Genomic DNA, 24,604 nt, shown 5'->3' on the forward strand with positions numbered 1-24,604 from the left:
CTTCTCGAGAATCGAAAGAGAGAAGCAATGGAAGCCAAGGCAATTGCGCGCCACCTGCGCGTGACGCCGATGAAGGCCCGGCGCGTCGTCGACCTGGTCCGTGGCAAGCAGGCCACCGAGGCACTGGCCATCCTGAAGTTCGCCCAGCAGGGCGCTTCGGAGCCGGTGTACAAGCTGGTGGCCTCCGCGGTGGCGAACGCCCGCGTGAAGGCAGACCGCGAGGGCCAGGCCTTCGACGAGGACGCCCTCTACATCACCGAGGCCTTCGTGGACGAGGGCCCGACCATGAAGCGGTTCCAGCCCCGTGCCCAGGGCCGCGCGTACCGCATCAACAAGCGCACGAGCCACGTCACCGTGGTCGTCGCGTCCAAGGACGAGAAGGGTGGGAACTGACAATGGGACAGAAGATCAACCCCAACGGGTTCCGCCTCGGCATCACCACCGATCACGTCTCGCACTGGTTCGCGGACTCCCACAAGGAGGGCCAGCGCTACGCTGACTTCCTCAAGGAGGACGTCAAGATCCGCGAGCTGATGACCACCGGCATGGAGCGCGCCGGCATCTCCAAGGTGGAGATCGAGCGCACCCGTGACCGCGTGCGCGTGGACATCCACACCGCGCGTCCCGGCATCGTGATCGGTCGCCGCGGCGCCGAGGCCGACCGCATCCGCGGCGAGCTCGAGAAGCTCACCGGCAAGCAGATCCAGCTGAACATCCTCGAGGTCAAGAACCCCGAGACCGATGCCCAGCTGGTGGCGCAGGGTGTGGCCGAGCAGCTCGCCTCGCGCGTGGCGTTCCGCCGCGCGATGAAGAAGGCGATCCAGTCCGCCATGCGCGCCGGCGCGCAGGGCATCCGCATCCAGTGCGCCGGCCGCCTCGGCGGTGCCGAGATGAGCCGTTCGGAGTTCTACCGCGAGGGCCGCGTGCCGCTGCACACCCTCCGCGCGAACATCGACTTCGGCAAGTTCGAGGCCAAGACCACCTTCGGCCGCATCGGCGTGAAGGTCTGGATCTACAAGGGCGACCTGACCGCCAAGGAGCTCGCGGCCAAGGAGGCCGCGCAGCCCTCCGGCCGTGGCCGTGGCGGCGACCGCCGCGGCGGCGGCGGTGGCGAGCGTCGTCGTCGCAACGACCGTGCCGAGCGTGCTCCCCGCCAGGAGAACGCCGGCGCCGGCGCCGAGACCCCGGCCGCCGCTCCCGCTGAAGGAGGCAACGCCTGATGCTGATCCCCCGTCGCGTCAAGCACCGCAAGCAGCACCACCCCAAGCGTTCCGGCGCCGCCAAGGGCGGCACCACCGTGACCTTCGGCGAGTGGGGCATCCAGGCGCTCACGCCGGCCTATGTGACGAACCGTCAGATCGAGGCCGCCCGTATCGCCATGACCCGCTACATCAAGCGTGGCGGCAAGGTCTGGATCAACATCTACCCGGACCGTCCGCTCACGAAGAAGCCCGCCGAGACCCGCATGGGCTCCGGCAAGGGCTCGCCCGAGTGGTGGGTCGCCAACGTCAAGCCCGGACGCGTGCTCTTCGAGCTCTCGGGTGTCTCGGAGGAGGTCGCCCGTGAGGCGCTCCGCCTTGCCATCCACAAGCTGCCGCTGAAGGCCCGTGTCATCCGTCGAGAGGGTGGTGAGTGATCCCATGGCGATCGGCACCAAGGATCTGAACGTCGAGTCCCTGGACGGGATGGACAACGCCCGCCTGCTGGAGGCCCTGAAGTCCTCCAAGGAGGAGCTGTTCAACCTGCGCTTCCAGGCCGCCACCGGCCAGCTGGACAACTCCAGCCGGCTGAAGGCCGTCAAGCGTGACATCGCGCGCATCTACACGATCCTGCGCGAGCGCGAGCTGGGCATCCGCGGCGATGTCGCCGCCGAGGCGCAGGCCGACAACAACGAGGAGGCTGCCAAGTGACCGAGCAGACCCCCGCCGTCTCCGAGGAGCGCGGCTACCGCAAGGCCCTGCGCGGCGTCGTCGTGTCCGACAAGATGGACAAGACGATCGTCGTCGAGGTCGAGGACCGCAAGAAGCACTCGCTGTACGGCAAGGTGATGAAGACCTCGAAGCGCGTCAAGGCGCACGACGAGGACAACACCGCCGGCATCGGAGACCGCGTCCGCATCGCCGAGACCCGCCCGCTGTCCGCCTCCAAGCGGTGGCGCCTGGTGGAGATCGTCGAGCGCGCCAAGTGATCGACCCGGCCCCCTGAGGGCCGGCGACATGGAAGGCCGCCCCGTGCACTGGCACGGGGCGGCCTTCTGCGTTAGACTCTGATATTCGTGCGCCCTTTCGTTGGCAGGACCATCCATCCTGCGTGCCGAGGGCAGCGCACGCCGATCCCGGATCCGCCTCGGCCCTGCCCTGCGCGCCCCTCCGCTCTCGGCCTCCCCGACGCTGTCTGAACACGCGCCGGCCGGAGACGACGACGGGAGGCCCGCCTCGGGGGAGGGGTAAGCGTCCCGGGATGACCGTTCAACCGTTCCGCAAGGCTCGCCCATCGTGGGGGAGAACCGGCGCGACGCTAGGAGAGACAAGTGATCCAGCAGGAGTCGCGGCTCAAGGTCGCCGACAACACCGGTGCGAAGGAGATCCTGACCATCCGTGTTCTCGGTGGCTCAGGACGCCGCTACGCAGGAATCGGCGACACCATCGTCGCCACCGTCAAGGACGCCATCCCCGGCGGCAACGTCAAGAAGGGCGACGTCGTCAAGGCCGTGGTGGTCCGCACCCGCAAGCAGTCCCGTCGTCCCGACGGCTCGTACATCAAGTTCGACGAGAACGCGGCCGTCATCCTGAAGACGGACGGCGAGCCCCGTGGCACGCGCATCTTCGGCCCCGTGGGCCGCGAGCTGCGTGACAAGAAGTTCATGAAGATCGTGTCGCTCGCCCCGGAGGTGATCTGACCTCATGGCCAAGATCAAGAAGGACGACCTCGTCCAGGTCATCAGTGGCAAGGACAAGGGCAAGCAGGGCAAGGTCCTGCGCGTGTTCCCGGCTGACGAGCGCGTGCTCGTCGAGGGCGTGAACCGCGTGACCAAGCACCTGCGCGCCGGCCAGGACAACAACGGCTCCACCGAGGGCGGCCGTCAGGTCGCCGAGGCCCCGATCCACATCTCGAACGTGGCCGTGGTGGACCCGGAGACCAAGAAGCCGACCCGTGTGGGCTACCGCTTCGAGACCGTCGAGAAGAACGGCGAGAGCAAGACCGTGAAGGTCCGCTTCGCCAAGGCCTCGGGGAAGGAGCTGTGATGACCGAGGTGCAGCAGACCGAGAAGGTCGCCCCGCGTCTGAAGACCAAGTACCGCGAGGAGATCCGCGCGACCCTGCAGGAGCAGTTCCAGTACGGGAACGTCATGCAGGTGCCCGGACTCGTCAAGGTCGTCGTGAACATGGGCGTCGGCGAGGCCGCCAAGGACTCCAAGATCATCGACGGCGCGGTCACCGACCTCACCGCCATCACCGGCCAGAAGCCGATGATCACCAAGGCCCGCAAGTCCATCGCGCAGTTCAAGCTGCGCGAGGGCATGCCGATCGGCACGCACGCGACCCTGCGCGGCGACCGCATGTGGGAGTTCCTGGACCGCCTGGTCACGCTCGCGCTGCCGCGCATCCGTGACTTCCGCGGCCTGTCCGACCGCCAGTTCGACGGCAACGGCAACTACACCTTCGGCCTGTCCGAGCAGACCGTGTTCCACGAGATCGATCAGGACAAGATCGACCGCGTGCGCGGCATGGACATCACCGTGGTGACCAGCGCCAAGAACGACGACGAGGGCCGCGCGCTGCTGAAGGCGCTGGGCTTCCCGTTCAAGACCGACCAGTAAGACCTCCACGTCACAGGTCCTCCACCGGTGAACCGGTGGCGGAAACCACGGCGAGAAAGGGCGTGAAGCCCACATGACCATGACCGATCCTGTCGCAGACATGCTGACCCGTCTGCGCAACGCAAACTCGGCCTACCACGACACCGTGTCCATGCCGTCCTCGAAGCTGAAGACTCGCGTCGCCGAGATCCTCAAGTCCGAGGGCTACATCCAGGACTGGCGCGAGGAGGAGGCCGAGGTCGGCAAGAAGCTGACCATCGACCTGAAGTTCGGCCCGCAGCGTGAGCGTGCGATCGCCGGCCTGCGCCGCATCTCCAAGCCGGGCCTGCGCGTGTACGCCAAGTCCACGAACCTGCCCCACGTGCTGGGCGGCCTCGGCATCGCCATCCTGTCCACCTCCTCTGGTCTCCTCACGAACCAGCAGGCCGCCAAGAAGGGCGTGGGCGGAGAAGTCCTCGCCTACGTCTGGTGACGGGCACGACGGAAGAAAGGCTGAACTGACATGTCTCGAATCGGACGTCTCCCGATCACCATCCCCAGCGGCGTCGACGTGACCATCGACGGCGACCGCGTCTCCGTGAAGGGCCCCAAGGGCCAGCTCGAGCACTCGCTGCCCACGCCCATCACGGCCACCCTCGAGGAGGGGCAGGTCACCGTGGCCCGCCCCGACGACGAGCGTGAGTCCCGCTCCCTGCACGGCCTGACCCGCACCCTGATCAGCAACATGGTCGAGGGCGTGACCAACGGCTTCTCCAAGCAGCTCGAGGTCGTCGGCACCGGCTACCGCGTGCAGGCCAAGGGCCAGGACCTGGAGTTCGCCCTGGGCTACTCCCACCCCGTCCCGGTCAAGGCGCCCCAGGGCATCACCTTCACCGTCGAGGGCAACAAGGTCACCGTCGCCGGTATCGACAAGCAGCAGGTCGGCGAGACCGCCGCCAACATCCGCAAGCTGCGCCGTCCCGACCCGTACAAGGGCAAGGGCGTGCGCTACGCGGGCGAGCAGATCCGCCGCAAGGCCGGAAAGGCAGGTAAGTGATGTCTACTCTGAAGGTGAAGGGCAAGGGCAAGTTCAACGCCCGCACCCGCCGCCACCTCCGGGTGCGCAAGCGGATCTCCGGCACCACCGTCCGTCCCCGCCTGGTCGTCAACCGCTCTGCACGGCACATGTTCGTGCAGGTCGTGGACGACACGCAGAGCCGCACGCTCGCCTGGGCCTCCACCATGGAGGCCGACGTGCGCGCGTTCGAGGGTGACAAGACGGCCAAGGCCAAGCGCGTGGGCGAGCTCGTCGCCGAGCGTGCCAAGGCCGCCGGCATCGAGGCCGTGGTCTTCGACCGCGGCGGCAACAAGTACCACGGGCGCGTCGCGGCCGTGGCCGACGGTGCGCGAGAGGGTGGACTGAAGCTGTGACCGAGAACAACAACCAGAAGGACACCCAGGTGACCGAGAGCACCGAGACCACCGTCTCCGAGACCGCGTCGGGCTCGGCCAGCCAGACCACCGAGCGTTCCGCCGGCGGCCGTGGCGGTCGCGACGGCGGCCGCGGTGGCCGTGAAGGCGATCGCCGTGGCGGTCGTCGCGACGACCGCAACCGTCGTGGCGCCCAGGACGACGAGAAGGACCAGTTCCTCGAGCGCGTCGTGGCCATCAACCGCGTCTCCAAGGTCGTCAAGGGCGGCCGTCGCTTCTCCTTCACCGCCCTCGTGGTGGTGGGTGACGGCGACGGCACCGTCGGCGTGGGCTACGGCAAGGCGAAGGAGGTCCCCGCCGCGATCCAGAAGGCCGTGGAGGAGGCCAAGAAGTCCTTCTTCCGCGTCCCGCGCGTCGGCTCCACCATCCCGCACCTGGTGCAGGGTGAGGACGCCGCCGGCGTCGTGCTCCTCCGTCCGGCCTCGCCGGGCACCGGCGTGATCGCCGGCGGTCCCGTGCGCGCCGTGCTCGAGTGCGCCGGCATCCACGACGTGCTGTCGAAGTCCATGGGCTCCGTGAACGCGATCAACATCGTGCGCGGCACCGTGGACGCCCTCAAGAAGCTCGAAGAGCCCCAGGCCGTCGCCGCCCGCCGCGGCAAGGCCCTGGACGAGATCGCCCCCCATGCGATGCTGCGCACCATGGAGAACGATCGCGCCCAGAAGAGCGCGAAGGCAGGTGCGTGAGCCGTGACTGAGCCCACCCGCAAGAACATCCAGCCCTCGGACGCCACCCTGGTCATCACCCAGACCCGCGGCGTCACGGGCACCAAGCAGAACCATCGGGACACCCTGCGCTCGCTGGGCCTGAAGCGGATCGGCCACCAGGTCACCCGCAAGGCCGACGCGGTGACGGTCGGCATGGTCAACACCGTGCCGCACCTGGTGTCCGTGGAGGAGGTCAACAATGGCTGACAACGACGCCATCAAGGTCCACGACCTGCGTCCGGCCCCCGGCGCCAAGACCGCGAAGACCCGTGTGGGTCGCGGTGAGGCCTCGAAGGGCAAGACCGCCGGCCGCGGCACCAAGGGCACCAAGGCCCGCTACCAGGTGCGCGCGGGCTTCGAGGGCGGCCAGCTGCCCCTGCAGATGCGTCTGCCGAAGCTCCGCGGGTTCAAGAACCCGTTCCGCACGGAGTACCAGGTCGTGAACCTGGACAAGCTCTCCGCGCACTTCCCCGAGGGCGGCGAGGTGACCGTGGACGCGCTCGTGTCCAAGGGCCTCGTCCGCCGCGGCCAGCCCGTGAAGGTGCTGGGCACGGGGGAGATCACCTCGGCCGTGCAGGTGAAGGTCGACGCCTTCTCCGCCTCCGCCGTGGAGAAGATCCAGGCCGCCGGCGGGTCCACCGAGACCCTCTGACGCGCCGCGTGTCATCCCGAGGGCCCCGGCCCGGAGCATCCGCTCTGGACCGGGGCCCTCGGCCTGTCCGTGTAGACTCGCACAGCGCCCGCCCGGATGTGGCGGCCGTCTCGCGCGCCCCCTGCCCTGCACGGGGCCGGCGCACGCCATCTCAGGACCACCGCAGGAGGACTCGTGTTCAAGGCCATCGCCCGGATCGTCCGGACGCCTGACCTGTTGCGGAAGATCGCCTTCACGCTCGGGATCGTCGCCGTCTACCGGATGGGCGCGTTCGTTCCCTCCCCGGGCGTCGACTATCCCGCGGTGCAGCAGTGCCTGGCCGCCGGCAACGCCCAGGGCGGCCTGTACTCGTTCGTCAACATGTTCTCCGGCGGAGCGCTGCTGCAGGTCTCGATCTTCGCGCTCGGCATCATGCCGTACATCACCGCCTCGATCATCGTGCAGCTGCTGCGCGTGGTGATCCCGCGCTTCGAGCAGCTGCACCAGGAGGGCCCGCAGGGCCAGTCCACGCTGACGCAGTACACCCGCTACCTCACCCTGGCGCTGGCGCTGCTGCAGGCGACGACGATGGCCTCCCTCGCCCGCACGGGCGCCCTGCTCGGCTGCCAGTTGCCCCTGCTGCGCAACGACTCGATCCTCACCGTGCTGCTCGTCGTCGTCGTCCTCACGGCGGGCTGCATCATCGTGATGTGGCTCGGCGAGCGCGTCACGGAGAACGGCGTGGGCAATGGCATGTCCCTGCTGATCTTCGCCTCGATCGCCGCCGGCTTCCCCGCGGGCCTTGGCCAGGTCGTGCAGACCCAGGGCTGGCGCGTCTTCGCCATCGTCATGCTGGTCGGCCTGCTGACCATGCTCGCCATCGTCTTCGTCGAGGAGTCCCAGCGCCGGATTCCGGTGCAGTACGCCAAGCGCCAGATCGGCTCGCGGACCGTCGGCGGCTCCAGCACGTTCATCCCGATCAAGGTGAACATGGCCAACGTCATCCCGGTCATCTTCGCGTCGTCCGTGCTGATGCTCCCGGGCATCCTGATCCAGTTCAACACCCCGCAGGACGGCACCGCGCCGGCCCCGTGGATCGCCTGGCTCAGCCGGTACTTCGGCAACGGCGACCACCCGGTCTACATGGCCGTGTACTTCCTGATGATCATCGGGTTCACCTACTTCTACGTGTCGATCACGTTCAACCCGCAGGAGATCTCGGACAACATGAAGCGCTATGGCGGCTTCATCCCCGGCGTGCGCGCCGGCCGGCCGACCGAGCGCTACCTGCAGTACGTCATCAGCCGCATCACGCTCGCGGGCGCCCTCTACCTCGGTATCGTGGCCATGATCCCGCTGATCGCCTTCGTGGTGATCGGCGCCAGCCAGAACTTCCCGTTCGGCGGCACGTCCATTCTCATCATGGTGGGCGTGGGCCTCCAGACGGTGAAGCAGGTCAACGCCCAGATGGAGCAGCGCCACTACGAGGGCCTGCTGCGCTGAGACCCGCCCGCCACACGCAACGCCGTCCGCTCCGACAGTGAGGAACACACGATGACCCGCATGCTGCTCATGGGCCCTCCCGGTTCCGGCAAGGGAACCCAGGCCACCCGGATCGCCGACAAGCTGGGGATCGTGGCGATCTCCACGGGCGACATCTTCCGCCACAACGTGAAGTCGATGACCCCGCTGGGCGTCGAGGCGAAGAAGTACATCGACAACGGCGACTTCGTCCCCGACGACGTCACCAACCGTATGGTCGCCGACCGCATCGCCCAGGCGGACGCCGAGCACGGCTTCCTCCTCGACGGCTACCCGCGCACCAAGGGCCAGGTCGAGGCCCTCGACGCGATGCTCACGGAGGCCGGGCTGGCGCTGTCCGCCGTCGTCGAGCTGGAGGTCCCGGACGCCGAGCTCGTGGAGCGACTGCTCAAGCGCGCCGAGATCGAGGGCCGCGCGGACGACACCCAGGAGGTCATCGAGCACCGCCTGGACCTGTACCACCGCGAGACCGAGGCGGTCATCCAGGAGTACGTCGAGCGCGGCATCGTGGCCCGCGTGGACGGCACCGGCCAGATCGATGACGTGACCGAGCGCCTGCTCCAGTCCGTCTACTCGGTCCGCGCGGCCACCGGCTCCCTGCCGGTCATCGCCCCGGACACGGAGTCCTGACCTCCGTGGTCGGCCGCCGCTCGCTCGAGCTCAAGACCACCCCCCAGCTGCAGACGATGCGGCGTGCGGGGGTGGTCCTGTCCGAGGCGCTGGACGCCACGCTCGCCGCCGCCGCCCCCGGGGTCACCACCGCGGAGCTCGACGCCGTCTTCGCCGGCGTCCTGGCCGAGCACGGGGCGACGTCCAACTTCCTGGGCTACTACGACTTCCCGGCGACCATCTGCGCCTCCGTGAACGAGGAGGTCGTGCACGGCATCCCCGGGGACCGCGTCCTGCGGGCCGGAGACGTCCTCAAGGTCGACGGCGGCGCGATCGTCGACGGCTGGCACGCCGACTCGGCGCGCACCCTGGTGCTGGGCTCCTCGGAGGCCGGCACCGCGGACGAGGGCGACGAGCGCCTCTCCGCGATCACGCGCGAGGCCCTCTGGGTCGGGATCGCCGCCTTCGCCACCGCCAAGCACGTCGGGGACATCGGCGACGCGATCGACGACTTCGTCTCCGCGCAGCCGGGGGAGCCCCTCGGGATCCTCGAGGAGTACGTGGGCCACGGCATCGGCTCGTCGATGCACATGCCCCCGGACGTCTTCAACTACCGCACGGGCCACCGCGGGCCGAAGGTGCGTCCGGGCCTGGCCCTGGCCATCGAGCCCATGCTCGTCCGCGGCGGCATCGAGACCCGCGTCCTCGAGGACGACTGGACCGTGGTGACCGTCGACGGCGCCCGCGCGAGCCAGTGGGAGCACTCGGTCTGCCGCCACGCCGACGGCCTCTGGGTGCTCACCGCCCCGGACGGCGGGGCCTCGGAGCTGGAGCGCTTCGGCGTCGTCCCCGTCCCGCCGGGGGAGTAGTCCCGCGAGTCCGCGCCCGCCGTCCCGTGTGGAACCCGGGCGCGAAATGCGGTACCATCGAACGTTGATCGTGTGCGTGCACTGTCGTGCGGCCTCGATCAGACCCGTTCCCGTCCCGCCGGTGCGGCCCTTCGCGGCCGGCCTCGGGGCATGACGATTGTGGAGGACATGGCTAAGAAGGAAGGTGTCATCGAGGTCGAGGGCACGGTGTCGGAGGCATTGCCGAACGCGATGTTCCGAGTCCGTCTGCAGAACGAGCACGTCGTGCTCGCCACGATCTCCGGAAAGATGCGTCAGCACTACATCCGCATCCTCCCCGAGGATCGCGTCGTGGTGGAGCTTAGCCCGTACGACCTCAACCGGGGTCGCATCGTGTACCGCTACAAGTAAGAACCCCCGTCCAAGCGAGCGCAGGAGGAAGAGCCGTGAAGGTTCAGCCGAGCGTGAAGCGGATTTGTGACAAGTGCCAGGTCGTGCGCCGTAAGGGCCGCGTGCTGGTGATCTGCTCGAACCCGCGCCACAAGCAGCGCCAGGGCTGATCGCGTCCCCGGGAGACCGGGGAGCGACGCCACCGCGTTGACCACACCACCCATCCGGCCCATCCGGGCCGAACAGCAGGGACAGCGGTCCACCCCGAGCAGGGGAGGGCCTCCACCTCCGGCCGCAGGGGCCGGAGACCGACGACGGCGGACTTCCGTCGCGGAGCACGCCGGAGCTTCCCCGGCGCCGCGACGCGGGGATCCGCGGGGCCGCAGGCCGCGTCGTGCGGGACGTCCCTGGTGCAGACCCCTGCTGCAGAAGAACAGGAGGACGGCCACATGGCTCGTCTTGCAGGCGTTGACATTCCGCGCGAGAAGCGCGTGATCATCGCACTCACGTACATCTACGGTGTGGGCAAGACCCGCGCTGAGGAGACCCTCGCCGCCACGGGCATCGACCCGAACATCCGCGTGAAGGACCTCTCCGACGAGCAGCTGGTGCAGCTGCGCGACCACATCGAGGGCAGCTACAAGGTCGAGGGCGACCTCCGCCGCGAGGTGGCCGCCGACATCCGCCGCAAGGTGGAGATCGGCTCCTACGAGGGCCTGCGCCACCGTCGCGGCCTGCCGGTGCGCGGCCAGCGCACCAAGACCAATGCCCGCACCCGCAAGGGCCCCAAGAAGACGGTCGCCGGCAAGAAGAAGTGATCCTGCCCCGGCGGTGACCGCGTCCGGACCCGGACGCCCCGCCCGCAGCATCGGCACCAGCAGCTTTCCCGGAGGAGAAACACATGCCCCCCAAGACCCGCGCATCGGCCGCTCGCAAGCCGCGTCGCAAGGACAAGAAGAACATCACCGTGGGCCAGGCCCACATCAAGAGCACGTTCAACAACACCATCGTGTCCATCACGGACACCACGGGTGCCGTCATCTCCTGGGCCTCGTCCGGCGAGGTGGGCTTCAAGGGCTCGCGCAAGTCGACCCCGTACGCCGCGCAGATGGCCGCCGAGCAGGCCGCCAAGCGTGCGCAGGAGCACGGCATGAAGAAGGTGGACGTCTTCGTGAAGGGCCCGGGCTCGGGCCGCGAGACCGCCATCCGCTCCCTGCAGGCCGCCGGCCTCGAGGTGGGGTCCATCCAGGACGTCACCCCCATGGCCCACAACGGCGCTCGCCCCGCGAAGCGCCGCCGCGTCTGACCTGAGCGCTGTGTCCGCGTCCGCCCCCGCCGGGGGCGGACGCGGACAGGTCTGCGGACCTGCCCCCACCCCGTCCTCGTTTCCACCCACCGCGTGCGTCATATGGCGGACGCTCGCCGAAAGGAAATGTCCGTGCTTATTGCACAGCGCCCCACGCTGACCGAAGAAGTCGTCTCCGACCGTCGCTCCCGGTTCGTCATCGAGCCGCTGGAGCCCGGCTTCGGCTACACCCTCGGCAACTCCCTGCGCCGCACTCTGCTCTCGTCGATCCCCGGTGCTGCCGTGACCAGCATCCGCGTGGACGGCGTGCTGCACGAGTTCAGCACCGTCAACGGAGTCAAGGAGGATGTCACCGAGATCATCCTCAACATCAAGAAGCTCTCCGTCTCCTCGGAGAACGACGAGCCCGTGGTCGCCTACCTGCGCAAGCAGGGGGCCGGCGTCGTCACCGCCGCGGACATCACCGCGCCGGCCGGCGTCGAGGTCCACAACCCGGACCTGCACATCGCGACGCTGAACGCGAAGGGCAAGTTCGACATGGAGCTCACCGTCGAGCGCGGTCGCGGCTACGTGACCGCCGCCCAGAACAAGTCCGCGGACGCGGAGATCGGCCGGATCCCGGTCGACTCCATCTACTCGCCGGTCCTCAAGGTGACCTTCAAGGTCGAGGCCACGCGTGTGGAGCAGCGCACCGACTTCGACCGCCTCATCCTGGACGTGGAGACCAAGGAGAACATGCTGCCGCGCGACGCGGTGGCCTCCGCCGGCTCCACCCTCGTCGAGCTGTTCGGCCTGGCCCGTTCGCTCAACGTCGAGGCCGAGGGCATCGACCTGGGCGACGAGCCGGAGACCGCCGAGGGCTCGGCCGACCTGGCCCAGCCGATCGAGGAGCTCGAGCTCACCGTGCGCTCGTACAACTGCCTCAAGCGCGAGGGCATCCACACCGTGGGCGAGCTCGTGGGCCGTTCTGAGGCCGACCTGATGGACATCCGCAACTTCGGCGCGAAGTCCATCGACGAGGTCAAGGAGAAGCTCTACGAGCTGGGCCTGTCCCTCAAGGACTCCCCGGCCGGCTACGACCCGCAGGAGCACGCGCGTCAGATGGACGACGACCCGTTCTCGGACTTCTGAGCCGACCCCGCACCACCTGAAATCTTCGACCCGACGCCGCAGCCGGCTGAAGGGTCCCACCCGAGGAGAAACACCATGCCTACCCCCACCAAGGGTCCGCGCCTGGGCGGCAGCCCGGCCCACGAGCGCATCATGCTGGCGAACATGTCCGCTCAGCTGTTCGAGCACAAGTCGATCACCACGACGCTCACCCGCGCCAAGCGCCTGCGCCCGTACGCCGAGCGCCTGATCACCTTCGCGAAGAAGGGCGACCTGCCCGCGCGTCGCAAGGTCCAGGGCCTCATCGCCGCGAAGAACCGCACGAACAAGTCGATCGTGCACGAGCTGTTCACCGTGATCGGCCCCGCCATGGCCGAGCGCAACGGCGGCTACACCCGCATCACCAAGATCGGCAACCGCCAGGGCGACAACGCGCCCATGGCCGTGATCGAGCTGATCATGGAGCCGATCTCCGGCAAGCAGGCCGTGGTGCGCGAGGCCGAGCAGGCCGCCGCGTCCGCGCCGGCCGCCGAGACCGCGCCCGTGCAGGAGACCGCCCCGGTCGAGGCCGTGGACCCGGCCGCCGCCGAGGACGTCACCGTGGCCGAGTCCCAGGAGGCCGCCGCCGAGATCGACGGCGCCGTGGCCACCACCGAGGACGGCTCCGCCCCCGAGGGCGCGTCCATCAAGGGCAACGCCAGCTCGAAGAAGTACCACGTGCCCGGCTCCCGCTGGTACGACCAGACCACCGCCGAGGTCTGGTTCTCCACCGTCGAGGAGGCCAAGGCCGCGGGCTTCGAGCCCGCCGGCGGCGAGGCCGCCCAGAAGATGGCCGACTGAATCCTGTCGACCACGGCGCGCCGTCCCTCGTGACGGCGCCGCGGCGAGGGCCGTCCACCACCGGTGGGCGGCCCTCCGCCGTCTCCGGCCCCCGCGGGCCCGCCCCCGCCTCCCGCGTGCCAGCCCCGCCCTGCCGCCCCCGACCAGCCGACCCCGAGGAGCACGATGACCGAGCAGCCCGCCCCGTCCGCCCCCGCCCCCTCCGCGGCGGGCGAGGAGCCCGTGCGCGTCCGCCTCGACCTGGCCTACGACGGCGGCGCCTTCCGCGGCTGGGCCCGTCAGCCCGGCCTGGACTCGGTCCAGGGCGCCCTGGAGGACGGGCTCGAGCGGATCCTGCGCCGCCCGGTGCGCACCGTCGTGGCGGGCCGCACCGACGCCGGCGTCCACGCGCGCGGGCAGGTGGTCCACCTCGACCTCGCCGAGGGGGAGTGGGCCGGCCTGACCCGCGGCCGGCCGGACCTCGAGCCGGGAGCCTCCCTGACGCGGCGCCTGGGCGGGGTGCTCTCGGGCTGGGACGGCGCCGTCGTCGTGCACGGCGCCCGCCGCGCCCCTGCCGGCTTCGACGCGCGGTTCAGCGCGCTGTGGCGCGAGTACGAGTACCGGATCGACGACGCGCCCGACCGCCGGGACCCGCGCACGCGGGCTTTCACCCACTGGCACGGGGCCGCCCTGGACGAGCGGCTCATGGCCCTGGAGGCGGACGCGGTGCTGGGGCTGCACGACTTCCTCTCCTTCTGCCGGCCCCGCGAGGGGGCCACCACCATCCGCGAGGTCCAGGACCTGCGGGTGGCCCGGGACGAGGACGGCTCGGTCCGCGTGCGGATCCGCGCCGACGCGTTCTGCCACAACATGGTCCGGGCCGTCGTGGGCGCGCTGCTCCAGGTGGGGGAGGGCTCCCGCGAGCCGGGCTGGCTCGGCCTGCGGGTGGCGACGCCGGCGCGCGACTCCCAGGTCCGCCTCGCCCCGCCACGGGGCTTGACGCTGCTCGCCGTCGGCTACCCCGAGGACGGAGAGGGGTTGCGACGCCGGGCCGAGGGGACGCGCGCCCGGCGGACGCTCTGAGGCCGGACCGGCCCGATGCCGCGACTTTTGGCGACGGGGCCCAGCTTCGGTAGGATGGGGGGACGTTGCGCATGCCCGCACCCGGATGCGTCGTGCCGCGAGTGGCTCAGTTGCATGGCCGTCAGCTCGCGCCGCACCCCCGGGGCATCGGGCCCGGACGCCTTCCAGCCCTCACCTGGGGGACCGGCGCGCACGGAGAACTGACAGCGCTCGCGCACCGGAATCACGACCCGGCGGGCAGGCGCTGTGACAAACACCGACCCTGAAGGCAGACAACGTGCGTACGTACTCTCCCAAGCCTGGTGACGCCGACCGCCAGTGGCACATCATCGATGCCACCGACGTCGTCCTCGGCCGCCTGGCCTCCCACACCGCCACCCTCCTGCGTGGCAAGCACAAGCCGACGTTCGCCCCCCACATGGACATGGGCGACTACGTCATCATCGTGAACGCCGAGAAGGTGGCCCTCACCGGCGCCAAGCTCGAGAAGAAGCGCGCCTACCGCCACTCCGGCTACCCGGGCGGCCTGAAGTCGCAGTCCTACGCCGAGCTGCTCGAGACCAACCCGGTGCGCGCCGTGGAGAAGGCCGTCAAGGGCATGCTCCCGAAGAACTCGCTGGCCGCCCAGCAGCTGACCAAGCTGAAGGTGTACCGCGGTGCCGAGCACCCGCACGCCGCCCAGCAGCCCCAGACCTTCGAGATCGGCCAGGTCGCCCAGTGACCCTGGCGGTCGACTGACGCGAACCTTCCCTGAGGAGAACCATGAGCATCAATGAGCACGACGACGTGGAGCTGACGAGCTACACCTCCGAGTCCACCGCCGCCGGCACCGAGGCCCCCGCCGCCTCCGAGCGCCCGGCCCTGACCGTGCCCGGCTCCGCCGTCGGCCGCCGCAAGGAGGCCGTGGCCCGCGTGCGCCTCGTCCCCGGCTCCGGCCAGTGGACCATCAACGGCCGCACCCTGGAGAACTACTTCCCCAACAAGCTGCACCAGCAGGAGGTCAACGACCCCTTCACGCTGCTGGAGCTCGCCGGCGCCTACGACGTGATCGCCCGCATCCACGGCGGCGGCCCCTCCGGCCAGGCCGGTGCGCTGCGCCTGGGCATCTCCCGCGCCCTCAACGAGATCGACCGCGAGCACAACCGCCCGGCGCTCAAGAAGGCCGGGTTCCTGACCCGCGACGCCCGCGTCATCGAGCGCAAGAAGGCCGGCCTCAAGAAGGCCCGCAAGGCCTCGCAGTTCTCGAAGCGCTGATCTGCGCCGCGCGGCCCCGACCGCCGCGCACCCCGCGCCGACGCCCCGTCCCGCTCCTCGCGAGCGGGGCGGGGCGTCCGCCGTACCGGGGAGCAGACTGGGAGCGCATGGTGAGGAAGCCATGACGGGCCGCTCGCCCGTCCGGTGCGCGATCCGGTCGAACACGACCTCAGGAGCCGCCGTGGCCGAGAACACGAGCACCACCACCGAGACCACACCCGCCGGCGGGCACGCCATGGAGGACACCGCCGACGCGCCCTTCGCCGTCACCCGCGACGACGCCGCCGAGGTGGACGCGATCCGAGAGTCCGGCCGCAAGCTGGACGGCACCAAGAAGACCACGACGCCGCCGGCAAGGGCGGCGCCATCAAGCGCTTCAACGAGCACCTCAACCCCCGCGGCGCCCGCACCGTGGCCCTCGAGCGCCCACCGAGGCCCAGGGCTCCCAGTGGTACTTCCAGCGCTACATCCCGCACCTGCCCTCGGCCGGCGAGATCGTGATGTTCGACCGCTCCTGGTACAACCGGGCCGGCGTGGAGCGCGTGATGGGCTGCTGCAGCCCCCAGCAGTACCTCGAGTTCATGCGCGAGACCCCGAACCTGGAGCGCATGCTCGTGAACTCGGGCATCCACATCATCAAGTTCCGGTTCTCCGTGTCCCAGCGCGAGCAGCTCAACCGCTACGCCTCCCGCGAGACGGACCCCGTGCGCCGCTGGAAGCTCTCGCCCACCGACCTGGCATCCCCGGACAAGGACGAGCGGATCGTGCACCGTCCGGATCCGCACATCTGCGCACTGGCCACGGAGCTGTTCGAGACCGGAGAGGACTCCGGCGGCTCGTTCCCGCGCGTGTGCTGAACCGGCCCCGGCCTGTCCGGCCCCGGACGCGACGGCGCCCCTCACCGGTTCCGGTGAGGGGCGCCGTCGTCGTCGAGCGGGGACGCGGGGGAGGGGCTCAGTGGCCCTGCTCCTGCAGGTAGTCCGGGGTGACGTGGGCGTCGTCGAAGAGGTTGTCCGCGCCGAAGCCCTCGGAGACGTGATACTCGCCCGTGGCCAGGGACAGGCGGACGTCCTCGCGCAGCACGGGCAGCTTGCCGTAGAACGCGTCGCCGCAGCAGCTGGTGGCGGTGACGTCGCGGTGACCGATGATGCGCGAGGGCGGCAGCTCGTACTGCTGGCAGATGTAGGCGGCCAGGGGCACGAGGCCCGCGTAGAGGCTCTGCGGCGGCGGGTTCAGCGTGTACAGGCCCTCGCACTCGATGCCGAGCGCGTACGCGTTGAAGCCGAGGGCATGCACGCCCAGCATGAAGGACTGGCCCTGCTCCAGCGTGTAGCGGGAGCCGTGGCGGCCCTCCAGGGCGAAGCCGCCGCGGGAGACGGTGAAGTGCTGGCCGGTGTCGCCCCAGTCGTTATACGTGCCCATGTGGGCGTTCTGGACCATCTTGGCGATGCTCTCGGCCGCCTCGCGGGAGCCGTCCGTGACGTTCGGCGTGGTGGTGTGGTGGATGACCAGGTAGGAGGGGCGCTCGTCGAGCGTCTGCAGGTGGTAGTTGGGCTGCAGGGCGCCCCACTGCGCGGTGGTCAGGATGTCCGGGGCGGGCAGCCGCTTCGCCGCCGCCTCGGTCTCCTCGGCCTCCTCGCCCGCCTCGGGCCGGGAGCACCCGGCGACGCCGGCCGCGATCGCCAGGCCCGTGCCGCCCAGCACGGTGCGGCGCGTCCAGGGGCGGGAGGACGGAGTCGGAGACTGCTCGGGCATGGGGCGGGTCCTTCTGTTCGGGGCGGGAGTCCTCGTCGGCGGCGGCGCGCTCAGGCACGCGGGCGCGCGTCGTAAGGACTCGTCCGGTCCGATGCTACCGGTCCCGGTCCCGTTTCGTGACCTCCCCGTGATGCAGGCCGCAGGGGGCGGGTCCTACACTGACTGATCATGTCGAGATTGTTCGGAACCGATGGCGTCCGTGGCCTGGCCAACGAGACCCTCACCGTGGAGTTGTCCGTCCAGCTGGCCCAGGCCGCCGCGCCCGTGCTCGGCGCCGAGGCGCTGGAGGCGGGACGACGCCCCGTCGCCGTCGTGGCCCGCGACCCGCGCATCAGCGGGGAGTTCATCGCCGCCGCCGTCCAGGCGGGCCTGGCGTCCTCGGGCGTGGACGTGTGGGACGCCGGCGTGCTCCCCACGCCCGCGGCCGCCTACCTCGTGGGGGACCTGGGGGCGGACTTCGGCGTCATGATCTCCGCCTCCCACAACCCGGCCCCGGACAACGGCATCAAGTTCCTGGCGCGCGGCGGCGAGAAGCTCACCGACGCCCAGGAGGACGAGATCATCCGCCACCTCGAGGGCGTCGAGCCGCGACGCCCCCAGGGCGCGGACGTGGGCCGGGTCAAGGTGTTCTCCGACGCCGAGGACCGCTACGTGGTGCACCTGCTCCAGGCGCTGCCGCACCGCCTCGAGGGGCTGAAGGTCGTCCTGGACTGCGCCCACGGCGCGGCCGCGGGCTGCTCGCCCGAGGCGTTCCGCGACGCCGGCGCGGAGGTCGTCGTGATCGGCGCGTCCCCGGACGGGCTCAACATCAACGAGGGCTACGGCTCCACCCACCTGGAGAAGCTCCAGGCGGCCGTCCTCGAGCACGGCGCCGACCTGGGCATCGCCCACGACGGCGACGCCGACCGCTGCCTCGCCGTGGACGAGCGCGGCGAGGTGGTGGACGGCGACCAGATCATGGGCGTCATGGCCGTGGCCATGAAGGACCGCGGCGTCCTGCGCGACGACACGCTCGTGGTGACGGTGATGTCCAACCTCGGCCTGAAGCTGGCCATGGGCCGCGAGGGCGTGCAGCTCGTGGAGACCCAGGTCGGCGACCGCTACGTGCTGGCCGGCATGAAGCTGGGCGACTACTCCCTCGGCGGCGAGCAGTCCGGCCACGTGATCTTCTCCGACCACGCCACCACCGGTGACGGCGTGCTCACCGGCCTGCAGCTGGCCGCCCGCGTGGCCGAGACCGGCCGGCCGCTGTCCGCCCTGGCCGCCGTGATGGACCGCCTGCCGCAGGTGCTCGTGAACGTGCGCGGCGTGGACAAGTCCCGGGCCGCCGAGGACGTGGCCGTCCAGGCCGCCGTCGCCGAGGCCGAGGCCCGGCTGGGCGAGACCGGACGGGTGCTGCTGCGCCCCTCGGGCACCGAGCCCGTCGTGCGCGTCATGGTCGAGGCCCCGGACGAGGAGACCGCCGGCCGCGAGGCCGAGGCGCTGGCCGACGTCGTGCAGCGCGAGCTGCGCCTGCACGTCTGAGGGGGCGCCCGTGAGCTCGGAGGCGGTGCCCCGGCCCCCGCGGTGGTCCCTCTTCGGGGCGCTGCTGGCGGGGCTCGCCGTGCTGTGGGGCGCCGCGTTCGTCGCGGTGGACGCGCCCGTCTGCGAGCGGCACGGCGCCCCCGTGGAGTGGCTGCCGTGCCTGGACCGGGACCGGGGGGACCCGGACGTCGCGCCGCAGCGCTGAGCCCGCCCCCGGCACGCCGGATCGGGGAGGGCCGCCGGACCACACGAGGAAGGGCCCGGGACGACTCGTGGGAGTCGTCCCGGGCCCTTCGCGGTCCGGCGGGCGGAGAGGTCAGAGGGTGGTGTGCGTGGTGCCGGCGGCGCCGCCGCGCTGGGCGGACAGCAGGTCGCGGATCTCGGTGAGCAGCGCGACGTCCTCCGGGACCTCCTCCTTGGCGGGGTCGATGCCGAGGCGGCGGTTGCGGCGCTCGATCATCTTGTTCATCGGCAGGACGATGGCGAAGTAGACGGCGGCGGCGATGAGCAGGAAGTTGACGACGGCGGTGAGCACCACGCCGAACTTCACGAGCACGCCGTTGATGTCGAGGACCAGCCAGTCGTCGAAGCTCGGGGCGCGGAACAGCGCGGCGATCAGCGGCATGAGGACCGAGTCGACGATGGCGTTGATGACGGCGCCGAACGCGGCGCCGATGACGACGGCAACCGCCAGGTCGATGACGTTGCCCTTCATGATGAATTCCTTGAAACCCTGAAGCATGGGACGAAGTCTAAGCCCAGAGAGGAATCCCTGCCTACGTGATCTGCGTCGCGGTGCGGAACCCGCAGATCAGCCCGGATAGTCCGGCGCCGCAGGCAGCCCCCAGGCCGTCTCCAGCACCCCGCCGGCGGCCTCGACGGCCGCGGCCGCCTCGCGTCCCACGAACCGCAGGTGCCAGGGCTCGGGGGCGTAGCCGGTGACGTGCTCCGCCCCCGCGGGATAGCGGACCACGAACCCGTGCTCGGCGGCGTGCTCGGCCACCCAGCGGCCGGCCGCGGTGTCCCCGAAACAGGCCTCGAGGTGGCACTGCGGGGACTCGGGGTCGCCCACGTCCCACGCGAGGCCGGTCTGGTGCTCGGAGTGGCCGGGCCGGGCCGAGACCCGGTCCGCCTCCTGCCGCCCGAGCTCGTCCACCCAGTGGCCGTAGGTCTGCGCCTGGTATGCGTGGGAGCGGTAGGCGCTGAGGGTCACGAGCTCGTGCCCGGCCGCCGCGGCGGCCTCCAGCAGGCCGCCGGCAGCCCGGGCGGCCTCGGCGCGCAGGGGCAGGTCGGAGCCCGGCACGGGGACGAGGTCCTGCGGCGCCCAGTCCACGGGGGAGAGGGGGCGGGCCTTGTTCACGACGACGTCCAGGGCGGCCGGGTCCGCATGCGCGCCCGCGGGAGCGACGGAGGAGGGGGCGGGGCCCGTGGCCGTGCCGCTCGGCGAGGCGGAGGACCCTGCCGGGCCGGAGGCGTCCGGCGCGCCCGGCGAGGAGGACGACGCCGCCGGGGCCGACGTCGTCGTCGAGGGCGCGGGCAGCCCGTCCGAGAGCGAGCAGCCGGCCGCGAGGGCGGCGAGCACGGCCAGGCCGGCGGCGGGCAGCGCGCGGCGAGCCACCGGCCTCAGACCTTCCTCAGGAGCACGCGGGTCACCTCGTGCTGGGCGTTCTTGGTGAGCACCAGCCGGGCGCGCCCGCGGGTGGGCTGCACGTTCTGCTGCAGGTTCGGGCCGTTGATGGAGTCCCAGATGGACTCGGCGGTGCCCTGCGCCTCGGCGTCGGAGAGCGTGGCGTAGCGATGGAAGTAGCTGCGCGGGTCCGCGAACGCGCCCGAGCGCAGGCCCATGAACCGCTCGATGTACCAGGAGCGGATCCAGTCCGCGCGGGCGTCCACGTACACGGAGAAGTCGAAGAAGTCCGAGACGGAGAGCCCGGCCGTGCCGTCCGCGCGGGTCACCGGCGGGGCCAGCACGTTGAGGCCCTCGACGATCAGCACGTCCGGTCGGCGCACCACCTGCTCCTCGCCCGGGACGATGTCATAGGTGATGTGCGAGTAGACGGGCGCGCGCACCTCCTGCGCCCCGGACTTCACGTCCACCATGAAGCGCAGCAGCGCCCGGCGGTCGTAGGACTCGGGGAAGCCCTTGCGGGCCATGATGCCGCGCTCCTGCAGCACTGCGTTGGGGTGCAGGAAGCCGTCCGTGGTGATCAGCTCGACGCGCGGGGTGGTGGGCCAGCGGCGCAGCATCTCCTGGAGCACGCGGGCCGTCGTCGACTTCCCGACGGCGACCGAGCCGGCCACGCCGATCACGTACGGGGTGCGCCCCGTGCGCTCCCCGAGGAACGCGTTGGTCGCGCTGCGCAGCGCCCCGGAGGCCTCCACGTTGATGCTCAGCAGGCGCGACAGCGGCAGGTACACCTCCGCCACCTCGCGCAGGGACAGGTGCTCGCCGAGGCCGCGCAGCCGCTCGACGTCCCCCTGGTCGAACGGCTGGGCCATCTCCGTGGCGAGCCGGGCCCAGGTCTGGCGCTCGAGCTCCACGAAGGGGGAGCGGTGGTGGTCCGAGACCGGGTCGTCCTCGAGGTCCTCGGGAACCGGCGGCGCGGGCTGGGTGGAGTCCTTCACCCCACCAGTATGGTGCCGCGCCGGCCTCGGCCCGGCCCGGGGACGCACGCGGCGCGGCGTCACGGGGGCGGCATAGGATCGGCCCATGCGCGTGCTCGTGACCGGCGGAGCCGGCTACCTGGGGTCCCACACCGTCGTGGTCCTGCTCGAGGCCGGCCACGACGTCCTGGTGCTGGACAGCCTCGTGGCCGGCTCGACGGCGCCGCTCGAGCGGGCGGCCGAGCTCGCCGGCGTGGCCCTCGGCGGCCGGCGGCTGGACCTCGTGGTCGCCGACATCCGCTGCCCGGCGGACTACCGGGCCGCCCTGGAGGCCTTCGCACCCGAGGCGATGGTGCACTTCGCCGGCCTGAAGTCCCCGGCCGAGTCCCTGAGCCGCCCGGCCGACTACTACGACGTCAACGTGGGCGGCACCGCCGCGGTGGCCGCGGCCGCGCTCGCGGCCGGGGCGCGGACCGTGCTGTTCTCCTCCTCCGCCACCGTCTACGGCGACCGCGCCCCCGTCCCCGTGGACGAGACGGCCCCCACGGACCCGGTCTCGCCCTACGGCCGCTCCAAGCTGATGGCCGAGCATGTCCTGCGGGACGTCTGCGCCACCACGGACGGTGTGGGCCTGGCGATGCTGCGCTACTTCAACCCCGTGGGCGCCCACCCGTCCGGCCGGCTGGGGGAGGACCCCCGCGGCGTCCCCGCCAACCTCATGCCGTTCGTGGCGCGCGTGGCGACGGGGGCCTACCCGGAGCTGCAGGTCTTCGGGGCGGACTTCCCCACTCGGGACGGCAGCGCCGTGCGGGACTTCATCCACGTGATGGACCTCGCCGAGGCGCACCTGGCCGCCCTGGCGTGGCTCGCGGCGCGCCGCGGGGACGGGGCGGAGCCGACGACGCGGGTGTGGAACATCGGCCGCGGCGAGGGCGTGACGGTCTTCGAGATGGTGCGCGCGTTCGAGGAGGTCACCGGGGCGCGGATCCCGTGCCGCGTGACGGCGCGGCGCGCCGGGGACATCGCCGAGTCGTGCGCGGCGGTGGACGCCGTCGAGGCCGAGGTGGGCTGGCGGGCCCGGCGCGACGTCACCGCCATGGTGCGCGACCTCTGGGCGTGGCAGCGGGCCCATCCGCACGGCTTCGGCACCGGCGCGGCCTGAGCCCGGCCGCCGTCAGCGGAAGGGGCCCGCGCCCGGTATCCTCGTCCGCATGTGCGGAATCGTCGGATACATCGGCCAGCCCTCCTCGACCCGTGAGCACGGCGCTCTCGACGTCCTGATGGAGGGGCTGCGTCGACTCGAATATCGCGGATACGACTCCGCCGGTGTCGCCGTGGTGGACGGCGGCGAGCTGTACCACCGCAAGAAAGCGGGCAAGCTCGCCAACCTCGCCCAGGAGCTGGAGGAGCACCCCGTGCCCACCGGCCTCGTGGGCATCGGCCACACCCGCTGGGCCACCCACGGCGGGCCCACCGACGTCAACGCGCACCCGCACGTGGCGGACGAGGGCCGCCTGGCCATGATCCACAACGGCATCATCGAGAACTACGCCGAGCTGCGCGAGGAGCTGCTGGCCAAGGGCGCCGAGTTCCTCTCCGAGACGGACACCGAGGTCGCCGCGCACCTGCTCGCCGACGTCTACCGCAACGCCGGCGGCCAGGACCTGACCCGCTCCCTGCAGCTGGCCTCCCAGCGCCTCGAGGGCGCCTTCACCCTGCTGGCCGTGCACGTGGACCACCCGGACCGCGTGGTGGCCTCCCGCCGCAACTCCCCGCTCGTCGTGGGCCTCGGCGAGGGCGAGAACTTTCTGGGCTCGGACGTGTCCGGCTTCATCGACTTCACCCGCGAGGCCATCGAGCTGGAGCAGGACCAGGTCGTCACCATCACCGCCGAGGGCGTGGAGATCACCGACTTCGCCGGCAGCCCCGCCGAGGGCAAGCGCTTCACCGTGGACTGGGACGCCTCCGCCGCGGAGAAGGGCGGCTACGAGACCTTCATGGAGAAGGAGATCCACGACCAGCCGCAGGCCGTGCAGGACACCCTGCTGGGCCGCATGGACGCCGCCGGCACCCTCGTGCTGGACGAGCTGCGGATCGACCCCGAGGAGCTCAAGGCGGTCAACAAGATCATCGTCCTGGCGTGCGGCACCTCCGCCTACGCCGGCACCGTGGCGAAGTACGCCATCGAGCACTGGTGCCGCATCCCGGTCGAGGTGGAGCTCTCCCACGAGTTCCGCTACCGCGACCCGATCATCGACCCGAACACCCTCGTGGTGTCCATCTCCCAGTCCGGCGAGACCATGGACACCCTCATGGCCGTCCGCTACGCCAAGGAGCAGGGCGCCCGCACGGTGTCCATCTGCAACACCAACGGCTCCACCATCCCGCGCGAGTCGGACGCCGTGCTCTACACGCACGCCGGCCCGGAGATCGCCGTCGCCTCCACCAAGGCGTTCCTGGCGCAGATCACCGCCGCCTACCTGCTGGGCCTCTACCTGGCGCAGCTGAACAAGAAGCTGTTCAGCGGCCAGATCAAGGACATCCTGGCGGACCTGCACGCCATCCCCGGCAAGATCCAGGAGATCCTGGACGACAAGGAGCAGGTCAAGGAGCTGGCCCGCTCCATGGCGGACACCTCCTCGGTGCTCTTCCTCGGCCGCAACGTGGGCTACCCCGTGGCCATGGAGGGCGCGCTCAAGCTCAAGGAGCTGGCCTACATCCACGCCGAGGGCTTCGCCGCAGGCGAGCTCAAGCACGGCCCCATCGCCCTGATCGACGACGGCCAGGCCGTCTTCGTGGTGATGCCCTCCCCGATGGACCGGCACTCCTTGCACGCCAAGGTCGTCTCCAACATCCAGGAGGTCCGCGCCCGCGGCGCCCGCACCTTCGTGGTGGCCGAGCGCGGCGACCAGGCCGTGCGCAGCCACGCCGAGGTCGTCATCGAAGTCCCGGAGACCCAGCCGATGCTGATGCCGCTGCTCACCACCGTGCCGCTGCAGATCTTCGCCCTCGAGCTGGCCTCCGCCAAGGGCTACGACGTGGACCAGCCGCGCAACCTGGCCAAGTCCGTCACCGTGGAGTGACCCGCCGCCGCTGAGGCACTCCCGCCTCGACGCCCTCGGGCCCGGTCGC

Annotated in this window: 34 protein-coding genes and 1 pseudogene; 31 read left to right on the forward strand and 4 right to left on the reverse strand. The window is 71.0% G+C overall.

The features are described 5' to 3' along the window. The first annotated feature begins 27 nt into the window (after positions 1-27). From rplV to HDA33_RS00915, 27 genes and pseudogenes are all read left to right on the forward strand, one after another. Positions 28-393: a 50S ribosomal protein L22 gene (gene rplV, locus HDA33_RS00785; protein ID WP_017487837.1), complete on the forward strand. Its 366-nt coding sequence runs from the start codon at positions 28-30 to the stop codon at positions 391-393. Positions 394-395: 2 nt separating this feature from the next. Further along, positions 396-1,220, forward strand: coding sequence for a 30S ribosomal protein S3 (rpsC, locus tag HDA33_RS00790; RefSeq protein WP_017487836.1), 825 nt, complete (start codon positions 396-398; stop codon positions 1,218-1,220). After that, a complete protein-coding gene (gene rplP, locus HDA33_RS00795; protein ID WP_158491539.1) occupies positions 1,220-1,636 on the forward strand; it encodes a 50S ribosomal protein L16 in 417 nt (138 codons plus the stop codon). The genes rpsC and rplP overlap by 1 nt, the downstream gene beginning before the upstream one ends. Positions 1,637-1,640: 4 nt before the next feature. Further along, on the forward strand, positions 1,641-1,910 hold the full coding sequence (rpmC, locus tag HDA33_RS00800; protein ID WP_017487834.1) for a 50S ribosomal protein L29: 270 nt from the start codon (positions 1,641-1,643) through the stop codon (positions 1,908-1,910). Further along, entirely contained in the window at positions 1,907-2,188 is a 282-nt protein-coding gene (rpsQ, locus tag HDA33_RS00805; protein ID WP_017487833.1) for a 30S ribosomal protein S17, read from the forward strand. Before rpmC ends, rpsQ begins: the two co-directional genes overlap by 4 nt. A 342-nt stretch (positions 2,189-2,530) precedes the next feature. Next, on the forward strand, positions 2,531-2,899 hold the full coding sequence (gene rplN, locus HDA33_RS00810; protein ID WP_002857487.1) for a 50S ribosomal protein L14: 369 nt from the start codon (positions 2,531-2,533) through the stop codon (positions 2,897-2,899). 4 nt (positions 2,900-2,903) lie between these two features. Then, positions 2,904-3,245 carry a 50S ribosomal protein L24 gene (gene rplX, locus HDA33_RS00815; protein ID WP_017487832.1) on the forward strand — a complete coding sequence of 114 codons (342 nt, stop codon included), beginning with the start codon at positions 2,904-2,906 and terminating at the stop codon, positions 3,243-3,245. After that, positions 3,245-3,820 (forward strand): 50S ribosomal protein L5, encoded by a 576-nt coding sequence (gene rplE, locus HDA33_RS00820; RefSeq protein ID WP_184169870.1) that lies wholly within the window; start codon positions 3,245-3,247, stop codon positions 3,818-3,820. Before rplX ends, rplE begins: the two co-directional genes overlap by 1 nt. A gap of 73 nt (positions 3,821-3,893) precedes the next feature. Beyond that, positions 3,894-4,292 carry a 30S ribosomal protein S8 gene (gene rpsH / locus HDA33_RS00825; RefSeq protein ID WP_017487831.1) on the forward strand — a complete coding sequence of 133 codons (399 nt, stop codon included), beginning with the start codon at positions 3,894-3,896 and terminating at the stop codon, positions 4,290-4,292. 30 nt (positions 4,293-4,322) lie between these two features. Then, positions 4,323-4,856, forward strand: a complete 534-nt coding sequence (gene rplF, locus HDA33_RS00830; RefSeq protein WP_017487830.1) for a 50S ribosomal protein L6 — start codon at positions 4,323-4,325, stop codon at positions 4,854-4,856. Then, complete coding sequence (rplR, locus tag HDA33_RS00835; RefSeq protein ID WP_158491536.1) at positions 4,856-5,230, forward strand: 50S ribosomal protein L18; 375 nt, start codon at positions 4,856-4,858, stop codon at positions 5,228-5,230. Before rplF ends, rplR begins: the two co-directional genes overlap by 1 nt. Then, positions 5,227-5,976: a 30S ribosomal protein S5 gene (gene rpsE, locus HDA33_RS00840; protein WP_184169874.1), complete on the forward strand. Its 750-nt coding sequence runs from the start codon at positions 5,227-5,229 to the stop codon at positions 5,974-5,976. Before rplR ends, rpsE begins: the two co-directional genes overlap by 4 nt. 3 nt (positions 5,977-5,979) lie before the next feature. After that, a complete protein-coding gene (rpmD, locus tag HDA33_RS00845; protein ID WP_017487827.1) occupies positions 5,980-6,204 on the forward strand; it encodes a 50S ribosomal protein L30 in 225 nt (74 codons plus the stop codon). Continuing rightward, entirely contained in the window at positions 6,197-6,649 is a 453-nt protein-coding gene (gene rplO, locus HDA33_RS00850) for a 50S ribosomal protein L15 (protein ID WP_017487826.1), read from the forward strand. The genes rpmD and rplO overlap by 8 nt, the downstream gene beginning before the upstream one ends. Before the next feature lie 174 nt (positions 6,650-6,823). Then, positions 6,824-8,131 carry a preprotein translocase subunit SecY gene (gene secY / locus HDA33_RS00855; protein WP_184169877.1) on the forward strand — a complete coding sequence of 436 codons (1,308 nt, stop codon included), beginning with the start codon at positions 6,824-6,826 and terminating at the stop codon, positions 8,129-8,131. A 51-nt stretch (positions 8,132-8,182) separates the two neighbouring features. Further along, on the forward strand, positions 8,183-8,800 hold the full coding sequence (locus HDA33_RS00860; RefSeq protein ID WP_184169880.1) for an adenylate kinase: 618 nt from the start codon (positions 8,183-8,185) through the stop codon (positions 8,798-8,800). Positions 8,801-8,805: 5 nt separating this feature from the next. Further along, positions 8,806-9,648 carry a type I methionyl aminopeptidase gene (gene map, locus HDA33_RS00865; protein WP_184169883.1) on the forward strand — a complete coding sequence of 281 codons (843 nt, stop codon included), beginning with the start codon at positions 8,806-8,808 and terminating at the stop codon, positions 9,646-9,648. A gap of 168 nt (positions 9,649-9,816) precedes the next feature. Continuing rightward, positions 9,817-10,038, forward strand: coding sequence for a translation initiation factor IF-1 (infA, locus tag HDA33_RS00870; protein ID WP_010080397.1), 222 nt, complete (start codon positions 9,817-9,819; stop codon positions 10,036-10,038). Positions 10,039-10,073: 35 nt separating this feature from the next. Beyond that, on the forward strand, positions 10,074-10,187 hold the full coding sequence (gene rpmJ / locus HDA33_RS00875) for a 50S ribosomal protein L36 (RefSeq protein ID WP_002857509.1): 114 nt from the start codon (positions 10,074-10,076) through the stop codon (positions 10,185-10,187). 279 nt (positions 10,188-10,466) lie between these two features. Further along, positions 10,467-10,835, forward strand: a complete 369-nt coding sequence (gene rpsM, locus HDA33_RS00880; RefSeq protein WP_017487821.1) for a 30S ribosomal protein S13 — start codon at positions 10,467-10,469, stop codon at positions 10,833-10,835. Between the two features lie 83 nt (positions 10,836-10,918). After that, positions 10,919-11,323: a 30S ribosomal protein S11 gene (gene rpsK, locus HDA33_RS00885; RefSeq protein WP_017487820.1), complete on the forward strand. Its 405-nt coding sequence runs from the start codon at positions 10,919-10,921 to the stop codon at positions 11,321-11,323. Positions 11,324-11,455: 132 nt separating this feature from the next. After that, positions 11,456-12,454, forward strand: a complete 999-nt coding sequence (locus tag HDA33_RS00890) for a DNA-directed RNA polymerase subunit alpha (protein WP_184169886.1) — start codon at positions 11,456-11,458, stop codon at positions 12,452-12,454. A 75-nt stretch (positions 12,455-12,529) separates the two neighbouring features. Beyond that, entirely contained in the window at positions 12,530-13,273 is a 744-nt protein-coding gene (gene rplQ / locus HDA33_RS00895; protein WP_158491530.1) for a 50S ribosomal protein L17, sunset domain variant, read from the forward strand. Between the two features lie 165 nt (positions 13,274-13,438). After that, positions 13,439-14,335, forward strand: coding sequence for a tRNA pseudouridine synthase A (locus HDA33_RS00900; RefSeq protein WP_184169889.1), 897 nt, complete (start codon positions 13,439-13,441; stop codon positions 14,333-14,335). A gap of 277 nt (positions 14,336-14,612) precedes the next feature. Beyond that, positions 14,613-15,056 carry a 50S ribosomal protein L13 gene (gene rplM, locus HDA33_RS00905; RefSeq protein WP_017487816.1) on the forward strand — a complete coding sequence of 148 codons (444 nt, stop codon included), beginning with the start codon at positions 14,613-14,615 and terminating at the stop codon, positions 15,054-15,056. A 41-nt stretch (positions 15,057-15,097) separates the two neighbouring features. Beyond that, a complete protein-coding gene (gene rpsI / locus HDA33_RS00910; protein WP_017487815.1) occupies positions 15,098-15,589 on the forward strand; it encodes a 30S ribosomal protein S9 in 492 nt (163 codons plus the stop codon). A 333-nt stretch (positions 15,590-15,922) separates the two neighbouring features. Then, positions 15,923-16,341 (forward strand): annotated as a pseudogene (locus HDA33_RS00915) (polyphosphate kinase 2 family protein); the annotation flags it as partial. Between the two features lie 202 nt (positions 16,342-16,543). Here the strand turns inward: HDA33_RS00915 and HDA33_RS00920 are convergent. Further along, a complete protein-coding gene (locus tag HDA33_RS00920) occupies positions 16,544-17,344 on the reverse strand; it encodes a peptidoglycan recognition protein family protein (RefSeq protein ID WP_184169892.1) in 801 nt (266 codons plus the stop codon). A gap of 168 nt (positions 17,345-17,512) precedes the next feature. Between HDA33_RS00920 and glmM the strand changes: the two genes are divergently transcribed. Then, positions 17,513-18,868, forward strand: coding sequence for a phosphoglucosamine mutase (gene glmM, locus HDA33_RS00925; protein ID WP_026106781.1), 1,356 nt, complete (start codon positions 17,513-17,515; stop codon positions 18,866-18,868). A 10-nt stretch (positions 18,869-18,878) separates the two neighbouring features. After that, positions 18,879-19,073, forward strand: coding sequence for a hypothetical protein (locus HDA33_RS00930; protein WP_184169896.1), 195 nt, complete (start codon positions 18,879-18,881; stop codon positions 19,071-19,073). A gap of 111 nt (positions 19,074-19,184) precedes the next feature. On the opposite strand, the gene mscL is transcribed toward HDA33_RS00930, so the two are convergent. From mscL to coaA, 3 genes are all read right to left on the reverse strand, one after another. Continuing rightward, positions 19,185-19,610 (reverse strand): large conductance mechanosensitive channel protein MscL, encoded by a 426-nt coding sequence (gene mscL / locus HDA33_RS00935; RefSeq protein ID WP_184169900.1) that lies wholly within the window; start codon positions 19,608-19,610, stop codon positions 19,185-19,187. A gap of 69 nt (positions 19,611-19,679) precedes the next feature. Further along, positions 19,680-20,486, reverse strand: a complete 807-nt coding sequence (locus HDA33_RS00940) for a M15 family metallopeptidase (protein ID WP_338104212.1) — start codon at positions 20,484-20,486, stop codon at positions 19,680-19,682. Between the two features lie 5 nt (positions 20,487-20,491). Then, positions 20,492-21,493: a type I pantothenate kinase gene (gene coaA, locus HDA33_RS00945; RefSeq protein WP_017487808.1), complete on the reverse strand. Its 1,002-nt coding sequence runs from the start codon at positions 21,491-21,493 to the stop codon at positions 20,492-20,494. An 85-nt stretch (positions 21,494-21,578) separates the two neighbouring features. Between coaA and galE the strand changes: the two genes are divergently transcribed. Both galE and glmS read left to right on the forward strand, forming a co-directional pair. Next, on the forward strand, positions 21,579-22,634 hold the full coding sequence (gene galE, locus HDA33_RS00950; RefSeq protein WP_184169903.1) for a UDP-glucose 4-epimerase GalE: 1,056 nt from the start codon (positions 21,579-21,581) through the stop codon (positions 22,632-22,634). A gap of 49 nt (positions 22,635-22,683) precedes the next feature. Continuing rightward, positions 22,684-24,555: a glutamine--fructose-6-phosphate transaminase (isomerizing) gene (gene glmS / locus HDA33_RS00955; protein ID WP_184169906.1), complete on the forward strand. Its 1,872-nt coding sequence runs from the start codon at positions 22,684-22,686 to the stop codon at positions 24,553-24,555. Positions 24,556-24,604: the final 49 nt, after the last annotated feature.

Origin of the sequence: Micrococcus endophyticus (assembly GCF_014205115.1) — a bacterium.
GTDB classification, from domain to species: Bacteria; Actinomycetota; Actinomycetes; order Actinomycetales; family Micrococcaceae; genus Micrococcus; species Micrococcus endophyticus.